Source organism: Burkholderia sp. BCC1047 (assembly GCF_902833155.1).
Lineage (GTDB): Bacteria > Pseudomonadota > Gammaproteobacteria > Burkholderiales > Burkholderiaceae > Burkholderia > Burkholderia sola.
In genome coordinates this window covers 102,668-117,457 of sequence record NZ_CADFEH010000017.1, presented here as the reverse complement: position 1 = coordinate 117,457, position 14,790 = coordinate 102,668, and the positions used below count along the sequence as shown (strand labels likewise).

At 67.9% G+C, this 14,790-nt stretch carries 13 protein-coding genes; 11 read left to right on the top strand and 2 right to left on the bottom strand.

The features are described from left to right. Nucleotide 1: 1 nt before the first annotated feature. The 4 genes from andAd (at nt 2) to HWX55_RS18895 (ending at nt 3,448) form a co-directional block, all read left to right on the top strand. Nucleotides 2-478: an anthranilate 1,2-dioxygenase small subunit AndAd gene (andAd, locus tag HWX55_RS18910; RefSeq protein WP_006479528.1), complete on the top strand. Its 477-nt coding sequence runs from the start codon at nt 2-4 to the stop codon at nt 476-478. A gap of 35 nt (nt 479-513) precedes the next feature. Then, nucleotides 514-840, top strand: a complete 327-nt coding sequence (gene andAb / locus HWX55_RS18905; RefSeq protein WP_039344765.1) for an anthranilate 1,2-dioxygenase ferredoxin subunit AndAb — start codon at nt 514-516, stop codon at nt 838-840. Continuing rightward, nucleotides 830-2,050, top strand: coding sequence for an anthranilate 1,2-dioxygenase system ferredoxin--NAD(+) reductase (gene andAa / locus HWX55_RS18900; protein ID WP_175976821.1), 1,221 nt, complete (start codon nt 830-832; stop codon nt 2,048-2,050). The genes andAb and andAa overlap by 11 nt, the downstream gene beginning before the upstream one ends. 111 nt (nt 2,051-2,161) lie before the next feature. Next, nucleotides 2,162-3,448 (top strand): DUF445 domain-containing protein, encoded by a 1,287-nt coding sequence (locus tag HWX55_RS18895; protein ID WP_175976820.1) that lies wholly within the window; start codon nt 2,162-2,164, stop codon nt 3,446-3,448. A 49-nt stretch (nt 3,449-3,497) separates the two neighbouring features. On the opposite strand, the gene HWX55_RS18890 is transcribed toward HWX55_RS18895, so the two are convergent. Beyond that, the gene (locus HWX55_RS18890; RefSeq protein WP_175976850.1) at nt 3,498-3,797 is read right to left on the bottom strand and encodes an addiction module antidote protein; all 300 of its coding nucleotides are present in this window, start codon (nt 3,795-3,797) and stop codon (nt 3,498-3,500) included. A gap of 12 nt (nt 3,798-3,809) precedes the next feature. Continuing rightward, entirely contained in the window at nt 3,810-4,148 is a 339-nt protein-coding gene (locus tag HWX55_RS18885; protein ID WP_175976819.1) for a type II toxin-antitoxin system RelE/ParE family toxin, read from the bottom strand. Nucleotides 4,149-4,522: 374 nt separating this feature from the next. Between HWX55_RS18885 and HWX55_RS18880 the strand changes: the two genes are divergently transcribed. From HWX55_RS18880 to HWX55_RS18850, 7 genes are all read left to right on the top strand, one after another. Continuing rightward, on the top strand, nt 4,523-6,163 hold the full coding sequence (locus tag HWX55_RS18880) for an acetolactate synthase large subunit (protein WP_175976818.1): 1,641 nt from the start codon (nt 4,523-4,525) through the stop codon (nt 6,161-6,163). 28 nt (nt 6,164-6,191) lie between these two features. Continuing rightward, complete coding sequence (locus HWX55_RS18875; RefSeq protein ID WP_175976817.1) at nt 6,192-7,625, top strand: aldehyde dehydrogenase family protein; 1,434 nt, start codon at nt 6,192-6,194, stop codon at nt 7,623-7,625. Between the two features lie 229 nt (nt 7,626-7,854). Next, nucleotides 7,855-9,438 carry a Na+/H+ antiporter gene (locus HWX55_RS18870; protein ID WP_050017385.1) on the top strand — a complete coding sequence of 528 codons (1,584 nt, stop codon included), beginning with the start codon at nt 7,855-7,857 and terminating at the stop codon, nt 9,436-9,438. 474 nt (nt 9,439-9,912) lie between these two features. Beyond that, entirely contained in the window at nt 9,913-11,046 is a 1,134-nt protein-coding gene (locus HWX55_RS18865; RefSeq protein WP_124655039.1) for a hybrid sensor histidine kinase/response regulator, read from the top strand. Between the two features lie 124 nt (nt 11,047-11,170). Beyond that, nucleotides 11,171-12,847: a methyl-accepting chemotaxis protein gene (locus tag HWX55_RS18860; RefSeq protein WP_050017383.1), complete on the top strand. Its 1,677-nt coding sequence runs from the start codon at nt 11,171-11,173 to the stop codon at nt 12,845-12,847. Further along, nucleotides 12,844-13,356, top strand: coding sequence for a chemotaxis protein CheW (locus tag HWX55_RS18855; protein WP_175976816.1), 513 nt, complete (start codon nt 12,844-12,846; stop codon nt 13,354-13,356). The genes HWX55_RS18860 and HWX55_RS18855 overlap by 4 nt, the downstream gene beginning before the upstream one ends. Then, nucleotides 13,353-14,768 (top strand): CheR family methyltransferase, encoded by a 1,416-nt coding sequence (locus HWX55_RS18850; RefSeq protein ID WP_175976815.1) that lies wholly within the window; start codon nt 13,353-13,355, stop codon nt 14,766-14,768. The genes HWX55_RS18855 and HWX55_RS18850 overlap by 4 nt, the downstream gene beginning before the upstream one ends. Nucleotides 14,769-14,790 lie beyond the last annotated feature (22 nt).

The following is a 14,790-nucleotide window of genomic DNA, read 5'->3' as shown; positions in this document are numbered from 1 at the left end:
AATGACGGAAGACATGAAGACGTGGTTCGAGATTTATATGCTCCAGAACCGCTATATCGGGCACCTCGACAACGATCGGCTCGAACACTGGCCGGAGATGTTCACCGAGGACTGTACGTACGAAATCGTGCCGAAGGAGAACGCCGATCTCGGGCTGCCGGTCGGGATCGTGCACTGCACGAACCAGCGGATGCTGCGCGACCGCGTGGTGTCGCTGCGGCACGCGAACATCTATGAAGAGCACACGTACCGGCACATGACGTCGGGCCTGACGATCGTCGCCGAACGCGACGGCGAGTTCGATACCGAGAGCAACTACGTGGTCGTGCAGACGCGCAGCAACGGCGAATCGAACGTGTACCAGGCCGGCAAGTACTACGACACGGTCGTGCGTACGCCGGACGGGCTGCGCTACAAGACCAAGCGCGTGATCTACGACACGTCGCGCGTGCAGACGCTGCTCGCGACGCCGATCTGACCGCTCTGACCGATCTGACGAAGCAAGGAATCGACATGACTGAAGCAACGCTGGCCGAGTGGCATCCGCTCGGCGCTTTCGACGAATTCTCCGAAGACGAACCGGCGGCGCGCGTCGCTGGCCAGAAGCCGATCGCCGTGTTCCGGATCGGCGACGAACTGTTCGCGATGCACGACCTGTGTTCGCATGGTCACGCGCGCTTGTCGGAAGGCTACGTGGAGGACGGCTGCGTCGAATGCCCGCTGCACCAGGGGCTGATCGACATTCGCACGGGCGCGCCGAAATGCGCGCCGATCACCGAGCCGGTGCGGACCTATCCGATCCGGATCGTCGACGGGCAGGTGGAAGTCAATGTCGGCTGACCCGTTCGTGATCGTCGGCGCCGGCCACGCGGCGCGGCGCACGGCCGAGGCGCTGCGCGAGCGCGATGCCGATGCGCGCCTCGTGATGATCGGCGCGGAGCGCGAACTGCCGTACGACCGGCCGGCGTTGTCGAAGGATGCGCTGCTGACGGACGGCGGCGAACAGCGCGCGTTCATCCGCGATGCCGCGTGGTACGACGCGCAGCGCATCGAGTTGCGGCTCGGCACGCGCGTCGATGCGATCGAGCGCGATGCACGGCGCGTGCGGCTCGACGACGGTGCGTCGTTACCGTACGGCAAGCTCGTGCTCGCGACGGGTTCGCGCGTGCGCACGTTCGGCGGGGCGATCGACGAAGGTGTCGCCGTGCACTACGTTCGCACGGTCGACGATGCGCGTGCGTTGCGTGCGCAACTGGCGCCTGGGCGTCGCATGGCGGTGCTCGGCGGCGGCTTCATCGGCCTCGAGGTCGCGGCGGCGGCGCGTCAGCTCGGCTGCGACGTGACGGTGATCGACCCGGCCGCGCGCCTGCTGCAGCGCGCGTTGCCGGAAGTGGTCGGGGCGTATGCGCGTCGGTTGCACGATGCGCGTGGCGTGAACTTTCAGATGGCGACGCTGCCGCGCGCGATTCACCGCGCGCCGAGCGGTGGCGCGATCGTCGAGACCGATCGCGGCGACGTGCCGGCCGACATCGTCGTGGTCGGCATCGGCGTGGTGCCCAACGTCGAACTCGCGCAGGCGGCCGGGCTTGACATCGATAACGGGATTCGCGTCGACGCGGGCTGCCGCACGGCCGATCCCGCGATCTTCGCGGCGGGCGAGGTGACGACGCACTTCAATCCGCTGCTCGGGCGGCATGTGCGGATCGAATCGTGGCAGGTGGCCGAAAACCAGCCGGCCGTCGCGGCCGCGAACCTGCTCGGCGCCGACGAGCGCTATGCCGAGCTGCCGTGGCTGTGGTCCGATCAGTACGACTGCAACCTGCAGATGCTCGGGCTGTTCGGCAGCGAACGCACGATCGTCGTGCGCGGCGATCCGGCGAGCGGGCCGTTCACGGTGTTCGGGCTCGGCGACGACGGAAAGATCGTCGCGGTGGCCGCGGCGAACCTCGGGCGCGACATCGGCGCGTCGCGGCGGCTGATCGCGGCAGGCGCGGTGCCCGATCCGGTGAAGCTGGCCGACCCGGCGGTCAATCTGAAGACGTTCATGTAGCCGCGCGGCGCGAGCGGCACGCATGCATCGTGCGCGCCCGCGCCGGTTGCGGGTTTGTCGGGGGCGGCGAAATCGGGGATATTAACGGCATCGCCGATCCGCCCGTCCTCCATGACGCCAGACAAAGCCCTCGAACTGAAACGCAGCAAGCGCCGCGCGCTATGGCTGCTGCTGGCCGCCGTCGCGGTGTTCGTCACGACCATCCTGCTGCCGCGCGGCCCGTGGGTCGACGGCTTCAAGGCGGTCGCCGAAGCCGCGATGGTCGGCGCGCTCGCCGACTGGTTCGCGGTCGTCGCGCTGTTCCGCCGCGTGCCGATCCCGTTCGTGTCGCGCCATACCGAGATCATCCCGAAGAACAAGGACAAGATCGCCGACAACCTCGCGGTGTTCGTGCGCGAGAAATTCCTCGGCCCCGACGCGCTCGCCGCGCAGATCCGCCAGCACGATCCCGCGCAGAAGCTCGGTGCATGGCTCGGCGAGCCGGCGAACACCGACGCGCTCGGCGGCTACGTGACGAAGCTGATGAGCTTCGCGCTCGACATGACCGACGACGCGCGGATCCAGTCGTTCGTCCACGATGCGTTCCGCGCGGTGATCGACCGGGTCGACCTGTCGCAATCGGCCGGCGCGATCCTCGACACGCTGACGAAGGACGGCCGCCACCAGGCGCTGCTCGACGACGCGATCGAACAGGTGGTCGACGTGCTCGACAAGGAAGAAAACCGCGAGGTGATCGCGGGTTTCATCGTCGAATGGCTGAAGACGCAATATCCGAAGGTCGAGAAGATCATGCCGACGCAGTGGTTCGGCGAAAACGGCGCGCGGATGCTCGCGAGCGCGGTGAGCCGCGTGCTCGAGGGCGTCGCGGCCGACCCCGAGCACGAGCTGCGGCAACGCTTCGACCGGACGGTCGTGCGGTTGACCGAGCGGCTGAAGCACGACCCCGCGTTCATCGAGAAGGGCGAGGAGATCAAGCGCTATATTCGCGACGGCGATGCGTTCAACGACTACGTGCGCGATTTGTGGGACCAGTTGCGCGCGTGGCTGAAGGCCGATCTCGCGCGCCCCGATTCGGCGCTGCACCGGCAGGCCGCGACGCTCGGCGGCTGGCTCGGCGCACGGCTCGCCGAGAGCCCGACGCTGCGCGCGTCGCTGAACGAGCACGTCGAGAAGGCCGTGCACGAGATGGCGCCCGATTTCGCCGATTTCCTGATGCGTCACATTCGCGACACGGTGCGCAACTGGGATGCGCGCGAGATGTCGCGACAGATCGAGCTGAACATCGGCAAGGATCTGCAATACATCCGCATCAACGGCACGCTGGTCGGCGGGCTGATCGGGCTCGGGTTGTATCTGGTGTCGCTCGCGCCGCGCTGGGCAGCCGGGTGGCTGCACTGACGCGGGCACGCGCGTTAGCGCCCGTGGCGCGCTGCGGTGCGCCGCCGGGTTACGCGGCCGCCTTCGCGCCGTGCAATTGCAGGCCGAGCGCCTTGATGACTTTCAGGATCGTGCCGAAGCTCGGATTGCCGTCGTGCGACAGCGCCTTGTACAGCCCTTCGCGCGACAGCCCCGCATCGCGTGCGACCTGCGACATGCCGCGTGCGCGGGCGATCACGCCGAGCGCGTGCGCGATGAAGGCCGGATCGTCGCCGCCCTCCTGCAGGCACGCGTCGAAGTACTCGGCCATGTCGTCTTCGGTTTTCAGGTGGTCGGCCGAATCCCAAGGCCGGGTCTTGATCTTGTTGATGTTGTCCATCGATCACTCCATGTCGAGGTGCGCGAGCATTGCGTGCGCGGCGCGTATGTCGGCCCGTTGCGTCGATTTATCGCCGCCGCAGAGCAGGATCACCCATATCGTTCCGCGCCTCACGTAGTAGACGCGATAGCCGGGGCCGTGGTCGATGCGCATTTCGACGACGGGGGCGCCGGCGGATTTCCAGTCGCCGGTATTGCCCATCGACAGGCGGTCGATGCGCGCCTGGATGCGGCGCTTGGCGAGGCGATCGGGCAGGCCGGCAAACCAGGCGTCGAAGACGTCGGTGGTCCGGATGCTGTACGTAGGCGCACTGTAGGGCACGGATTGCAGGATGTCAACCATGGTTCACATATTCGATGAATGGAATCGGTTGCGCCTACGGTAGCGCCGCGCGCGTCGTTTGAGGTCGAATTGGCCGTCAGGCCGATCCTGTCGCGCCGGGGGCGGCCATCCGGTCGAATTCGGAATTCCGCGAATCCGTCTACAATCAAAAGCGTCTTTGCCGCCCGTGCGCGCCCGCCGCGTGCGGGCGAATCCGTTCGTCCTCCGGCATCCGGAGGCGCCGCCGCGCGTCACCCATCGAGCATCGCGTGTCGCGCGGCGAGCAGTGCCGTGGTCTGTGTCCAGTAGGTAAGGCGTCCGCGTGCCGTAGGCCGGCGCGCGTCCTGAACGCCGCGTGTCCGTAGGCCGGGCAGGCGGCATAACCGAGAGTCCCCATGAAAGCATCGGATCTGTTCGTGAAGGCGCTGGAAGCCGAAGGCGTCGAGTACGTGTTCGGCATTCCCGGCGAGGAAAACCTCGATCTGCTCGAATCGCTGCGGCGATCGAAGATCAAGCTCGTGCTGACCCGGCACGAGCAGGCGGCCGGGTTCATGGCCGCCACCTACGGCCGCCTCACGGGCCGCACCGGCGTGTGTCTTGCCACACTCGGCCCGGGCGCGACGAACTTCGTGACGGCCGCCGCGTATGCGCAGCTCGGCGGGATGCCGATGCTGATGATCACCGGGCAGAAGCCGATCAAGTCCAGCAAGCAGGGCCACTTCCAGATCGTCGACGTGGTCGACATGATGCAGCCGCTCACGAAGTTCACGCGGCAGATCGTGTCGATCGGCAACATCCCGTCGGCCGTGCGCGAGGCGTTCCGCCGCGCAGAGGAAGAGCGCCCGGGCGCCGCGCACCTCGAACTGCCGGAAGACATCGCGCACGAGGAGGGCGACGGCAAGCCGATCCCGCGCAGCTACAGCCGGCGGCCGGTGGCGGAGGAGAAGGCGGTCGCGCATGCGGTCGACGCGATCCAGGCCGCGCGTCATCCGCTGTTGATGATCGGCGCGGGCGGCAACCGCAAGACCACCTGCAAGATGCTGCTCGAATTCGTCGACAGGACGGGCATCCCGTTCTTCACGACGCAGATGGGCAAGGGCGTGATCGACGAGACGCACCCGCTGTGGCTCGGCAACGCGACGCTGTCCGACGGCGACTTCGTGCACCGCGCGATCGAGCACGCGGATTGCATCATCAACGTCGGCCACGACGTGATCGAGAAGCCGCCGTTCTTCATGCGCACCGACGACAAGACCGTGATCCACGTGAACTTCCTCGGCGCGCAGGTCGATCCCGTCTATTTCCCGCAGATCGAGGTGGTCGGCGACATCGCGAACGCGGTGTGGCAGATGAAGGAAGCGGTGACGCCGCAATCGCACTGGGATTTCGAGCGCTTCAGGATGATCAAGGAGCATTTCGACGCGCATCTGCAGAAAGGGCAGCACGACCCGCGCTTTCCGATGTATCCGGTGCGGATCGTCAACGACCTGTACAACGCGTTGCCGGTGGACGGCATCGTCTGCCTCGACAACGGGATGTACAAGATCTGGTTCGCGCGCTACTGGCGTGCGCACGAGCCGAACTCGCTGCTGCTCGACAACGCGCTCGCGTCGATGGGCGCCGGCCTGCCGTCGGCGATCGCGACGAAGATCGTGCATCCGCAGCGCAAGGTGATCGCCGTGTGCGGCGACGGCGGCTTCATGATGAATTCGCAGGAGCTCGAAACGGCCGTGCGGCTGAAGCTCGACATCGTCGTGATGATCCTGCGCGACGACGCGTTCGGGATGATCCGCTGGAAGCAGGAAAACATGAATTTCCCCGATTTCGCGATGACGCTGCAAAACCCCGATTTCGTGTCGTACGCGCAAAGCTACGGCGCGCACGGGCACCGCGTCGAGTCGGCCGACGATCTCGAGCCGCTGCTGCGCGAGTGCTTCTCGTCGCCGGGCGTGCACGTGATCGACGTGCCGATCGACTATTCGGACAACGAGCGCGTGCTGAACCGCGAGATCAAGCGCCTGTCGGCGCAACTTTGAATTCCCGTTCACAGGAAGGAGTCGTTCCATGTTGAAGGAAACCTATCCGTACTACCTCGCCAACGAAGCCGTCTACGCGAACACCGATCTGGAGGTGACCGACAAGTTCAGCGGCAAGGTCGCCACGCGCGTCGCGCTGGCCGACGCGAAGGCGATCGATGCGGCGATCGCCGCGGCCGTCGGCGCCACGAAGCCGATGCGCGAGATGCCGGCCTACAAGCGGCAGGCCGTGCTCGATCATTGCGTCGCGCGCTTTCGCGAACGTTTCGACGAGCTGGCCGAGGCGCTGTGCATCGAGGCCGGCAAGCCGATCAACGATTCGAAGGGCGAAGTCACGCGGCTGATCGATACGTTCCGCGTCGCGTCCGAGGAATCGGTGCGCATCGACGGCGAGATCGTCAACCTCGAGATCTCCGCGCGTGCGCAGGGCTATACGGGCTACACGAAGCGTGTGCCGATCGGCCCGTGCTCGTTCATCTCGCCGTTCAACTTCCCGCTGAACCTCGCCGCGCACAAGGTCGCGCCCGCGCTCGCGGCCGGCTGCCCGTTCGTGCTGAAGCCCGCGAGCCGCACGCCGATCGGCGCGCTGATCATCGGCGAGGTGCTCGCGGAAACCGACCTGCCGAAGGGCGCGTTCTCGGTGCTGCCCGCGCATCGCGACGGCGCCGACCTGTTTACGACCGACGAGCGCTTCAAGCTGCTGTCGTTCACCGGTTCGCCGGCCGTCGGCTGGGCGCTGAAGGAGAAGGCCGGCAAGAAGAAAGTCGTGCTGGAACTGGGCGGCAACGCGGCGGCGATCGTCGATGCGGACCAGCGCGACCGGCTCGACTACGTGGTCGAGCGGCTCGCGTTCGGCGCGTACTACCAGTCGGGCCAGAGCTGCATCGGCGTGCAGCGGATTCTCGTGCATGCCGACCTGTACGACGCGCTGCGCGAGAAGCTGATCGCGAAGACGCGTTCGCTGAAGATGGGCGATCCGAAGGATCCGTCGACGTTCGTCGGCCCGATGATCTCCGAATCCGAATCGCGCCGGCTGTCAGGCTGGATGGACGCGGCCGTCGCGGCGGGCGCGAAGATCGTCGCGGGCGGCAAGGTCGACGGCGCGATGTTCGAGGCGACGCTGCTGGAAAACGTCGGGCGCGAGCAGGACCTGTACCGGAAGGAGGCATTCGGCCCGGTCGCGATCCTCGAGAAGTTCGACCGCTTCGACGACGCGCTCGCGCGTGTAAACGACAGCGACTTCGGGCTGCAGGCCGGCGTGTTCACCGATTCGCTCACGCATGCGCACCGCGCATGGGACGAGCTGGAGGTCGGCGGCGTCGTGATCAACGACGTGCCGTCGTTCCGCGTCGACAACATGCCGTACGGCGGCGTGAAGGATTCCGGTCTCGGCCGCGAAGGCATCCGCTATGCGATCGAGGACATGACCGAGCCGCGGCTGATGGTCGTGCGGCGCCGGTAACGCGCGGCAGGCGGCGCGGCGCCGCGACGGCACGCGGGCGGGCGATCGGGCCGCCCGCGTGCCGTTTTTCATCGCGGTGCGCGCAGCGGCGCGGCGCCGCGCGTGCCCCGCGCGGCGGCCGCTCGCAACAGGCTCGACTACGGGCCTTCCCTCGTGATGTAATCGCGCGAAACTGCCGACCGGGGTACGACGCCGGAACGCGCGAATTCATTCTTCACGAGGTCGATTCATGTCCCCCGTCTCGGCATTCAAGCTGGTTCTATTGTCATTCCTCGCGATTGTCGCGCTCGAATGCATCGCCAAGCGGTTGAGGCTGCCGCCCGCCGCCGCGCTGCTGATCGGCGGCATCGGCATCGCGTTCATCCCCGGCCTGCCGCCGATCAACCTCGATCCCGAGCTGGTGTTGCTGGTGTTCCTGCCGCCGCTGCTGATGGACGGCGCGTACTTCTCCGTGTGGGAAGAGTTCAAGCGCAACGTCGGCGGCATCCTGATGCTGGCGATCGGCGCGGTCGTGTTCACGACGTTCGCGGTCGGCTTCGCCGTGCACTGGGTGGTGCCGGCGCTGCCGTGGGCCGCGTGCTTCGCGCTCGGCGCGATCGTGTCGCCGCCCGACGCGGTCGCCGCGAAGGCCGTGCTCGAACGGGTCGCGCTGCCGCGCCGGCTGATGGTCCTGCTCGAAGGCGAGAGCCTGCTGAACGACGCGGCCGGCCTCGTGCTGTTCCGCTTCGCGGTCGCGGCCGCGCTCACCGGCGCGTTCAGCCTCGAGCATGCGGTCGTGCGTTTCGCGGAACTCGGGCTCGGCGGCGTGGTGGTCGGCTTCGTAGTCGGCAAGCTCGTGGTTTGGTTCCTGAAGCTGCTCGACGACGACTATCTCGTGATCACCGTCGCGGTGATCGCCGGCTGGATCGCGTACATCGCGGGCGAAATGGTCGAGGTGTCGGGCGTGATCGCGACCGTCACGGCCGGCATGATCGTCGGCTGGCATCAGCACGAGGTGTTCTCGGCGGCCGTGCGTACGCGCGGCACCGCGTTCTGGCAGGTCATCGTGTTCCTGCTCGAGGCGATGGTGTTCGTGCTGATCGGGCTGTCGCTGCGCGGCGCGATCCACCGGCTTGGCGGCTTCGAGCAGGTGCTCGCGACGATGGTGCCGCCCGTGCTCGCGGTGCTGGCGGCGGTGATCCTGTCGCGCTTCGTGTGGATCTACGCGGTCGAGGCGCTGAAGTGGCCGGTGCGCGGCCTCGTGCGGCGCGGCGACGCGCCCGACTGGAAGGCCGCGACGATCATGAGCTGGGCCGGGATGCGCGGCGTGGTGACGCTGGCGATCGCGCTGTCGCTGCCCGAGGCGCTGCCCGGCCGCGACGTGATCCTGGTTGCGTCGTTCGCGGTGATCCTTGTGACCGTGCTGCTGCAGGGCACGACGATCGGGCCGCTGATCCGGCTGCTGCGCCTGCCGCAGCGCGACGAGCGCGCCGCGCACCACCTGACCGAGCCGCAGACGTGGGCGTACGTCGAGGCCGCGCAGCTCGCGGCGATCCAGCCGCTCGTGCGCGACGCGCACGGCGTCGTGATCCATCCGCGTCTGCTCGAGCAGTACACGTATCGCGCCGAGTTGACCGAACGGTCGAAGAACGAGCCCGCGTATCCGGCGGAAGTGCGCACCGCGCACTACGACGTGGTGCTGGCCGCGATCCGGGCCGGGCGCGCCGAACTGTTGCGCCTGCATCGGTCGGGGCGCATCCACGACGAGATGCTGCACACGCTCGAACGCGACCTCGACCTGCAGGAAGTGTCCGCGCAACACGCGCGCGGGTAGGCGGGCGCAGGGGCCGGCGTCCTGCCGGCCCTGAAACGGCGGCGTCGAGCGCGCTCGTCGCGCGATTTTTTCTTCTTCCGCCTGCCGTTTGCGGCTCTTTTAATCTGGCCCCAATACACGCCCTGATACGGCCCGCCACCAGCCTTGCAGCACATGCAAACCTCATGGCGCCGGTCTCGCAAACGTTATCGTCCTTCGAATCCGGAAATGATCTGATTTATCTGATTCCGTCTCTTTCTGCATATTTGGCAAAACTAAACCGGAAGGAGATAGATGCTGTGTTCTAATTTCATTTAGAATCAGCCGGTTATGTTTATTGAGAGAAAGAATGCGGAGGTAATGTGGGCCGTCGACGGGGAAACAGGCGGCGTCCAAAGCCCCGCAAGGCAGTGCCGACAGGCCAAATCGGCGGAATCAGGCGGGTTTTTCCAACTGCCAATATAAGATAGCGTCCAAGTCGGATAAACAACTCCTATGAAAGAATCGATTGGAGATTCGGCGTTTGAAACTGTATTTATGAAAGAATCGAGCAGTGATAATGCCTCGGATTGCCTCGAATCGGGCTTATCGGTCCTCCTGGTCGACGACCAGCCGTTCGTCGGCGAGGTGATCCGCCGCGCGCTGCGCAGCGAGCACGACATCGACCTGCACGTGTGCACCGACGCGCACCGGGCGATGGCGGTCGCGCGCGACGTGAAGCCGACGGTCATCCTGCAGGATCTCGTGATGCCGGAGATCGACGGCCTCGATCTCGTGCGCGCGTGGCGCGCGGACCCCCGCACCGCGCGCGTGCCGATCATCGTGCTGTCCGCGAAGGAGGAGCCGATCGTCAAGCGCGAGGCGTTCATCGCCGGCGCGAACGACTATCTGGTGAAGCTCCCCGACGCGATGGAGCTGACCGCGCGCATCCGCTATCACTCGAATTCGTACCTGATGTCGCGGCAGCGCGACGAGGCGCTCGATTTCCTGTCGCACGACATGCGTTCGCCGCAGACGTCGATCCTCGCGCTGCTCGACGTCTACCGGGCCGAGCACGGCGACATGCCGGCGATCATGGAGCGCATCGCCGGCCATGCACGGCGCGCGCTCGCGCTCGCCGACGGCTTCATCCACCTGACCCGCGCGCAGTCCGAGCGCCGCGCGCACGAGGTCGTGAGTCTCAACGAGATCGTGCTCGACGCCGTCGACCAGCTGTGGGAGAAGGCGGCCGGGCTCGGCTGCCGGGTGAGCGCGTGCGTGCCCGATACCGAATGCGTGACGATGGGCGACCGCATGATGCTGACGCGCGCGGTCGCGAACCTCATCGACAACGGGCTGAAGTATGGGCCGGCCGGGATGGACGTACATTGCACGCTGAGCGGCGAGGACGGCGCCTGGCTGATCGGCGTCGAGGATGCCGGCGCCGGCATCGCGCCGGAGCAGCGCACGGCCGCGACCGAGTCGTTCGTGCAGCTCGAATCCGCGCACGGCGCGGCGCGCAGCGGTTTCGGCCTCGGTCTGGCATTCGTCCGCGCGACGGCGGCGCGGCATCGCGGCCAGATCCTGATGCGCAATACGGCGCGCGGCTTCATGGTCGCGCTTCGGCTGCCGGCGCAAGCGGAGCGATGATGTCGCGGCGCGGCCTGCCGGCGCCGCGCCGCCCGCGGAACCCCGATGCGCTCGTGGCGCGCCGACCGGCGCGCCAGGCGGGCGCGGATTTTTCAACGCTGAATTTAGAAAGCCCATAACGAACATGGCCACCTTGACGCCCCGCGCGACCAATGAAAGCCTGCATCCGACGATCGGCGCCGCCCGGCTGACGCTCGGCAATCGCATCCTGCTCAGCTTCGGCGTGCTGTTCGTGCTGATGCTGGTGACCGCCGGCGTGTCGTACGAGCGACTGCGCGCGATCAACGCCGAAGCCGTCAGCATCGAGCGCGACTCGCTGCCCGGCGTCTACCTTGCATCGTCGCTGCGCGGCGCGGTCAACGAGTCGTTCACGCTGCTGCAGCGCGGCATCTTCGTCGACACCGAGCCCGACGCCGCTCAGCGCGATCTCGCGAAGATCGCCGACGCGCTGAAGGAAATCGAGTCGATGTCGGTGGACTACCAGAACACGACGTTCCGCGACGACGACCGGCAGCGCTTCATGGCGTTCCGCGGCGCCTACGACCACTACGTGCCGTTGCTGAACGAAGCCGTGCAGAACAGCCGCGCATCGCACGCCGAGGCGGTCGCCGCGTACGCGAAAGCGTTGCCTGCATGGACCGAGGTCGTGCGCAACGCGAACGTGCTGGTGCAGGAGAACCGCAAGTTCGCGGAGCAGTCCGCGAAGCTGATCCGCGAATCCGTGCAGGACACCGAGATCGTGCTCGCGACCGCGCTGGCGTTCATGCTGCTGTCCGCGCTCGGGCTCGGCTACATGCTGTACCGCTCGGTGACGGTGCCGATGGCGCGGCTCGTCGAGGTGCACGACGTGATGCGCACCGGCAACCTGACCCATCGCCTCGATCTGCGCCGCCGCGACGAATTCGGCACGCTCGAGACCGGCTTCAACCGGATGGCCGACGAGCTGACCGAGCTGGTGTCGCGCGCGCAGCAGTCGTCGCTGCAGGTGACGACGTCGGTGGCCGAGATCGCGGCGACGTCGCGCGAGCAGCAGGCGACCGCGAACGAGACCGCGGCGACGACGACCGAGATCGGCGCGACCTCGCGCGAGATCTTCGCGACGTCGCGCGACCTGCTGCGCACGATGAACGAGGTGGCCGGCGTGGCCGAGCAGTCGGCGACGCTCGCGGGCGTGAGCCAGAGCGGGCTCACGCGGATGGGCGAGACGATGCGCAGCGTGATGGATGCGGCCGGCTCGGTGAACGCGAAGCTCGCGATCCTCAACGAGAAGGCGCTGAACATCAACCAGGTGGTCGCGACCATCACCAAGGTGGCCGACCAGACCAACCTGCTGTCGCTGAACGCGGCGATCGAGGCCGAGAAGGCCGGCGAGTACGGCCGCGGCTTCGCGGTCGTCGCGACCGAGATCCGCCGCCTGGCCGACCAGACGGCGGTGGCGACCTACGACATCGAGCAGACGGTGAAGGAAATCCAGTCGGCCGTGTCGGCGGGCGTGATGGGGATGGACAAGTTCTCCGAGGAAGTGCGCCGCGGGATGCTCGACGTGCAGCAGGTGGGCGGTCAGCTGTCGCAGATCATCGCCGAGGTGCAGACGCTCGCGCCGCGCTTCCAGATGGTCAACGAAGGGATGCAGACGCAGGCGAACGGCGCCGAGCAGATCACGCAGGCGCTGTCGCAACTGTCGGAGGCCGCGCAGCAGACGGCCGAGTCGCTGCGCCAGTCGTCGCAGGCGATCGACGACCTGACGCTCGTCGCGAACCAGTTGCGCACCAGCGTGTCGCGCTTCAAGGTCGACGCGTGACGCGCGCCGATCCGCAGAACGGCGCGCACGCGCTGTTCCTGATGTTCGAGCTCGACGGCGAGCGTTATGCGCTCGACGCGGCCGGCATCGACCAGGTGCTGCCGCTCGCCGTCATGAAGGCGGTGCCCGGCGCGCCCGACTGGATCGCCGGGCTGCTGATGCGCGGCGGCCAGCCGGTGCCGGTGATCGACGTGCCGATGCTGGCGCTCGGGCGGCGCGCGCAGGCGCTGCGCTCGACGCGGCTCGTGATGGTCCGCCATCGCTGCGGTCACGCCGATGGCGAGCGCACGATCGGCCTGATCGTCGAGCGTGCGACGCAGACGATGCGGATCGACCGCGCGGCATTCCGCGCCAGCGGCGTCTCGACCGCGCGCACGCGCTGGCTCGGGCGGGTCGCGAACACGCCCGGCGGCGTCGTGCAGCAGTTGTCGGTGTCCGACCTGATCGACGACGTGGCGCGCCTGTATCTGTTCGACGGCCCGTCGGGCCACGGAGAGGAGTTCGCATGAACGCGTCCGAATCGCGCTTTCGCGGCTGGTTGCTGCGCGAGACCGGCATCGACGCCGATTCGCTCGGCAACGATTTCCTGATGCGGGCGCTGACGGATCGCGTGCATGCATTGCAGGCGGACGGCGAGCGCGTGCCGTCTGCCGCGCGCCCGCCCGTCACGCCGGAAGCGCTCGACGCGTACTGGCAGCAGCTCAACGCGTCGGCCGACGAACGGCGCGCGCTGATCGAGCTGTTCGTCGTCCCGGAAACGTGGTTCTTCCGCGACCGCGAAGCGTTCGCGACGCTCGCGCGGCAGGCCGCCGAACGGGTCGCCGCGATGCCCGGCCGCGTGATCCGCGTGCTGAGCGCTCCGTGCTCGACGGGCGAGGAGCCGTATTCGGCGGCGATGGCGTTGCTGGATGCGGGGCTCGAACCGGCGAACTTCGCGATCGACGCGATCGACCTCAGCGCGCGCGCGATCGAACAGGCGCGGCTCGGCTGTTACGGGCGCAATGCGTTCCGCGGGACGGCGACGGAGTTCCGTACGCGGTATTTCACGCCGACCCGCGACGGCTGGCTGCTCGACGAGCGCGTGCGCGCGTGCGTGCAGTTCAGCCACGCGAACCTCGTCGAACCGGTGGCCGACAACGGCATTCGCTACGACTTCGTGTTCTGCCGCAACGTGCTGATCTATTTCGACCGCGATGCGCAGGATCGCGCGATCCGCTCGCTCGACGCGCGTCTTGCCGACGACGGCATGCTGTTCGTCGGGCCGGCGGAGACGGGCGTCGCGATGCGGCACGGGATGCGCTCGGCGCGCGTGCCGCTCGCGTTCGCGTTTCATCGCGAGCCGGCCGGTGCGGCGGCCGATGCAGGCGCGGCCCGGCCGGTTGCGCCGCTGTCCGCGGCGGCGCCGGACCGGCGCGCGGAGCGCTTCACGGTCGCACCGCTCCCCGCGCCGCGCCCGGTGGTGGCCGTCGCGCCGCCGGGCTGGCTCGGCGACGTGCGCCAGCCGTTCGCGGCGGCGCCGGCCGTGCAGGCTGCCGCAGTCGACGCGCGGGCCTCTCTGGCGGCCGCGACCGCCGTGGCGGCCGCCCCGGCCTACGACGGGATCGCGCCGACGATCGACGATGCGCCGACGCTGGAGGATGCGCAGGCCCTGGCGAACGCGGGCGCGTTCGACGAGGCCGAGCGCGTGCTCGCGCAGTTCTCGGCGCGCGTCGGCCCGCATGCCGACGCGTTCTACCTGAACGGACTGATCGCGGATGCGCGCGGCCGCGCCGCGGAAGCGAGCGACTTCTACCGAAAGGCGCTGTACCTGCGCCCCACGCATCACGAGGCGCTGACGCATCTCGCGACGCTGCTCGACGTCGGCGGCGATCGCGCGGGCGCGCAATGGCTGCTCGAACGCGCCCGCCGTTCGGCCGGCTGACACGACGACGGGAAATGGGACC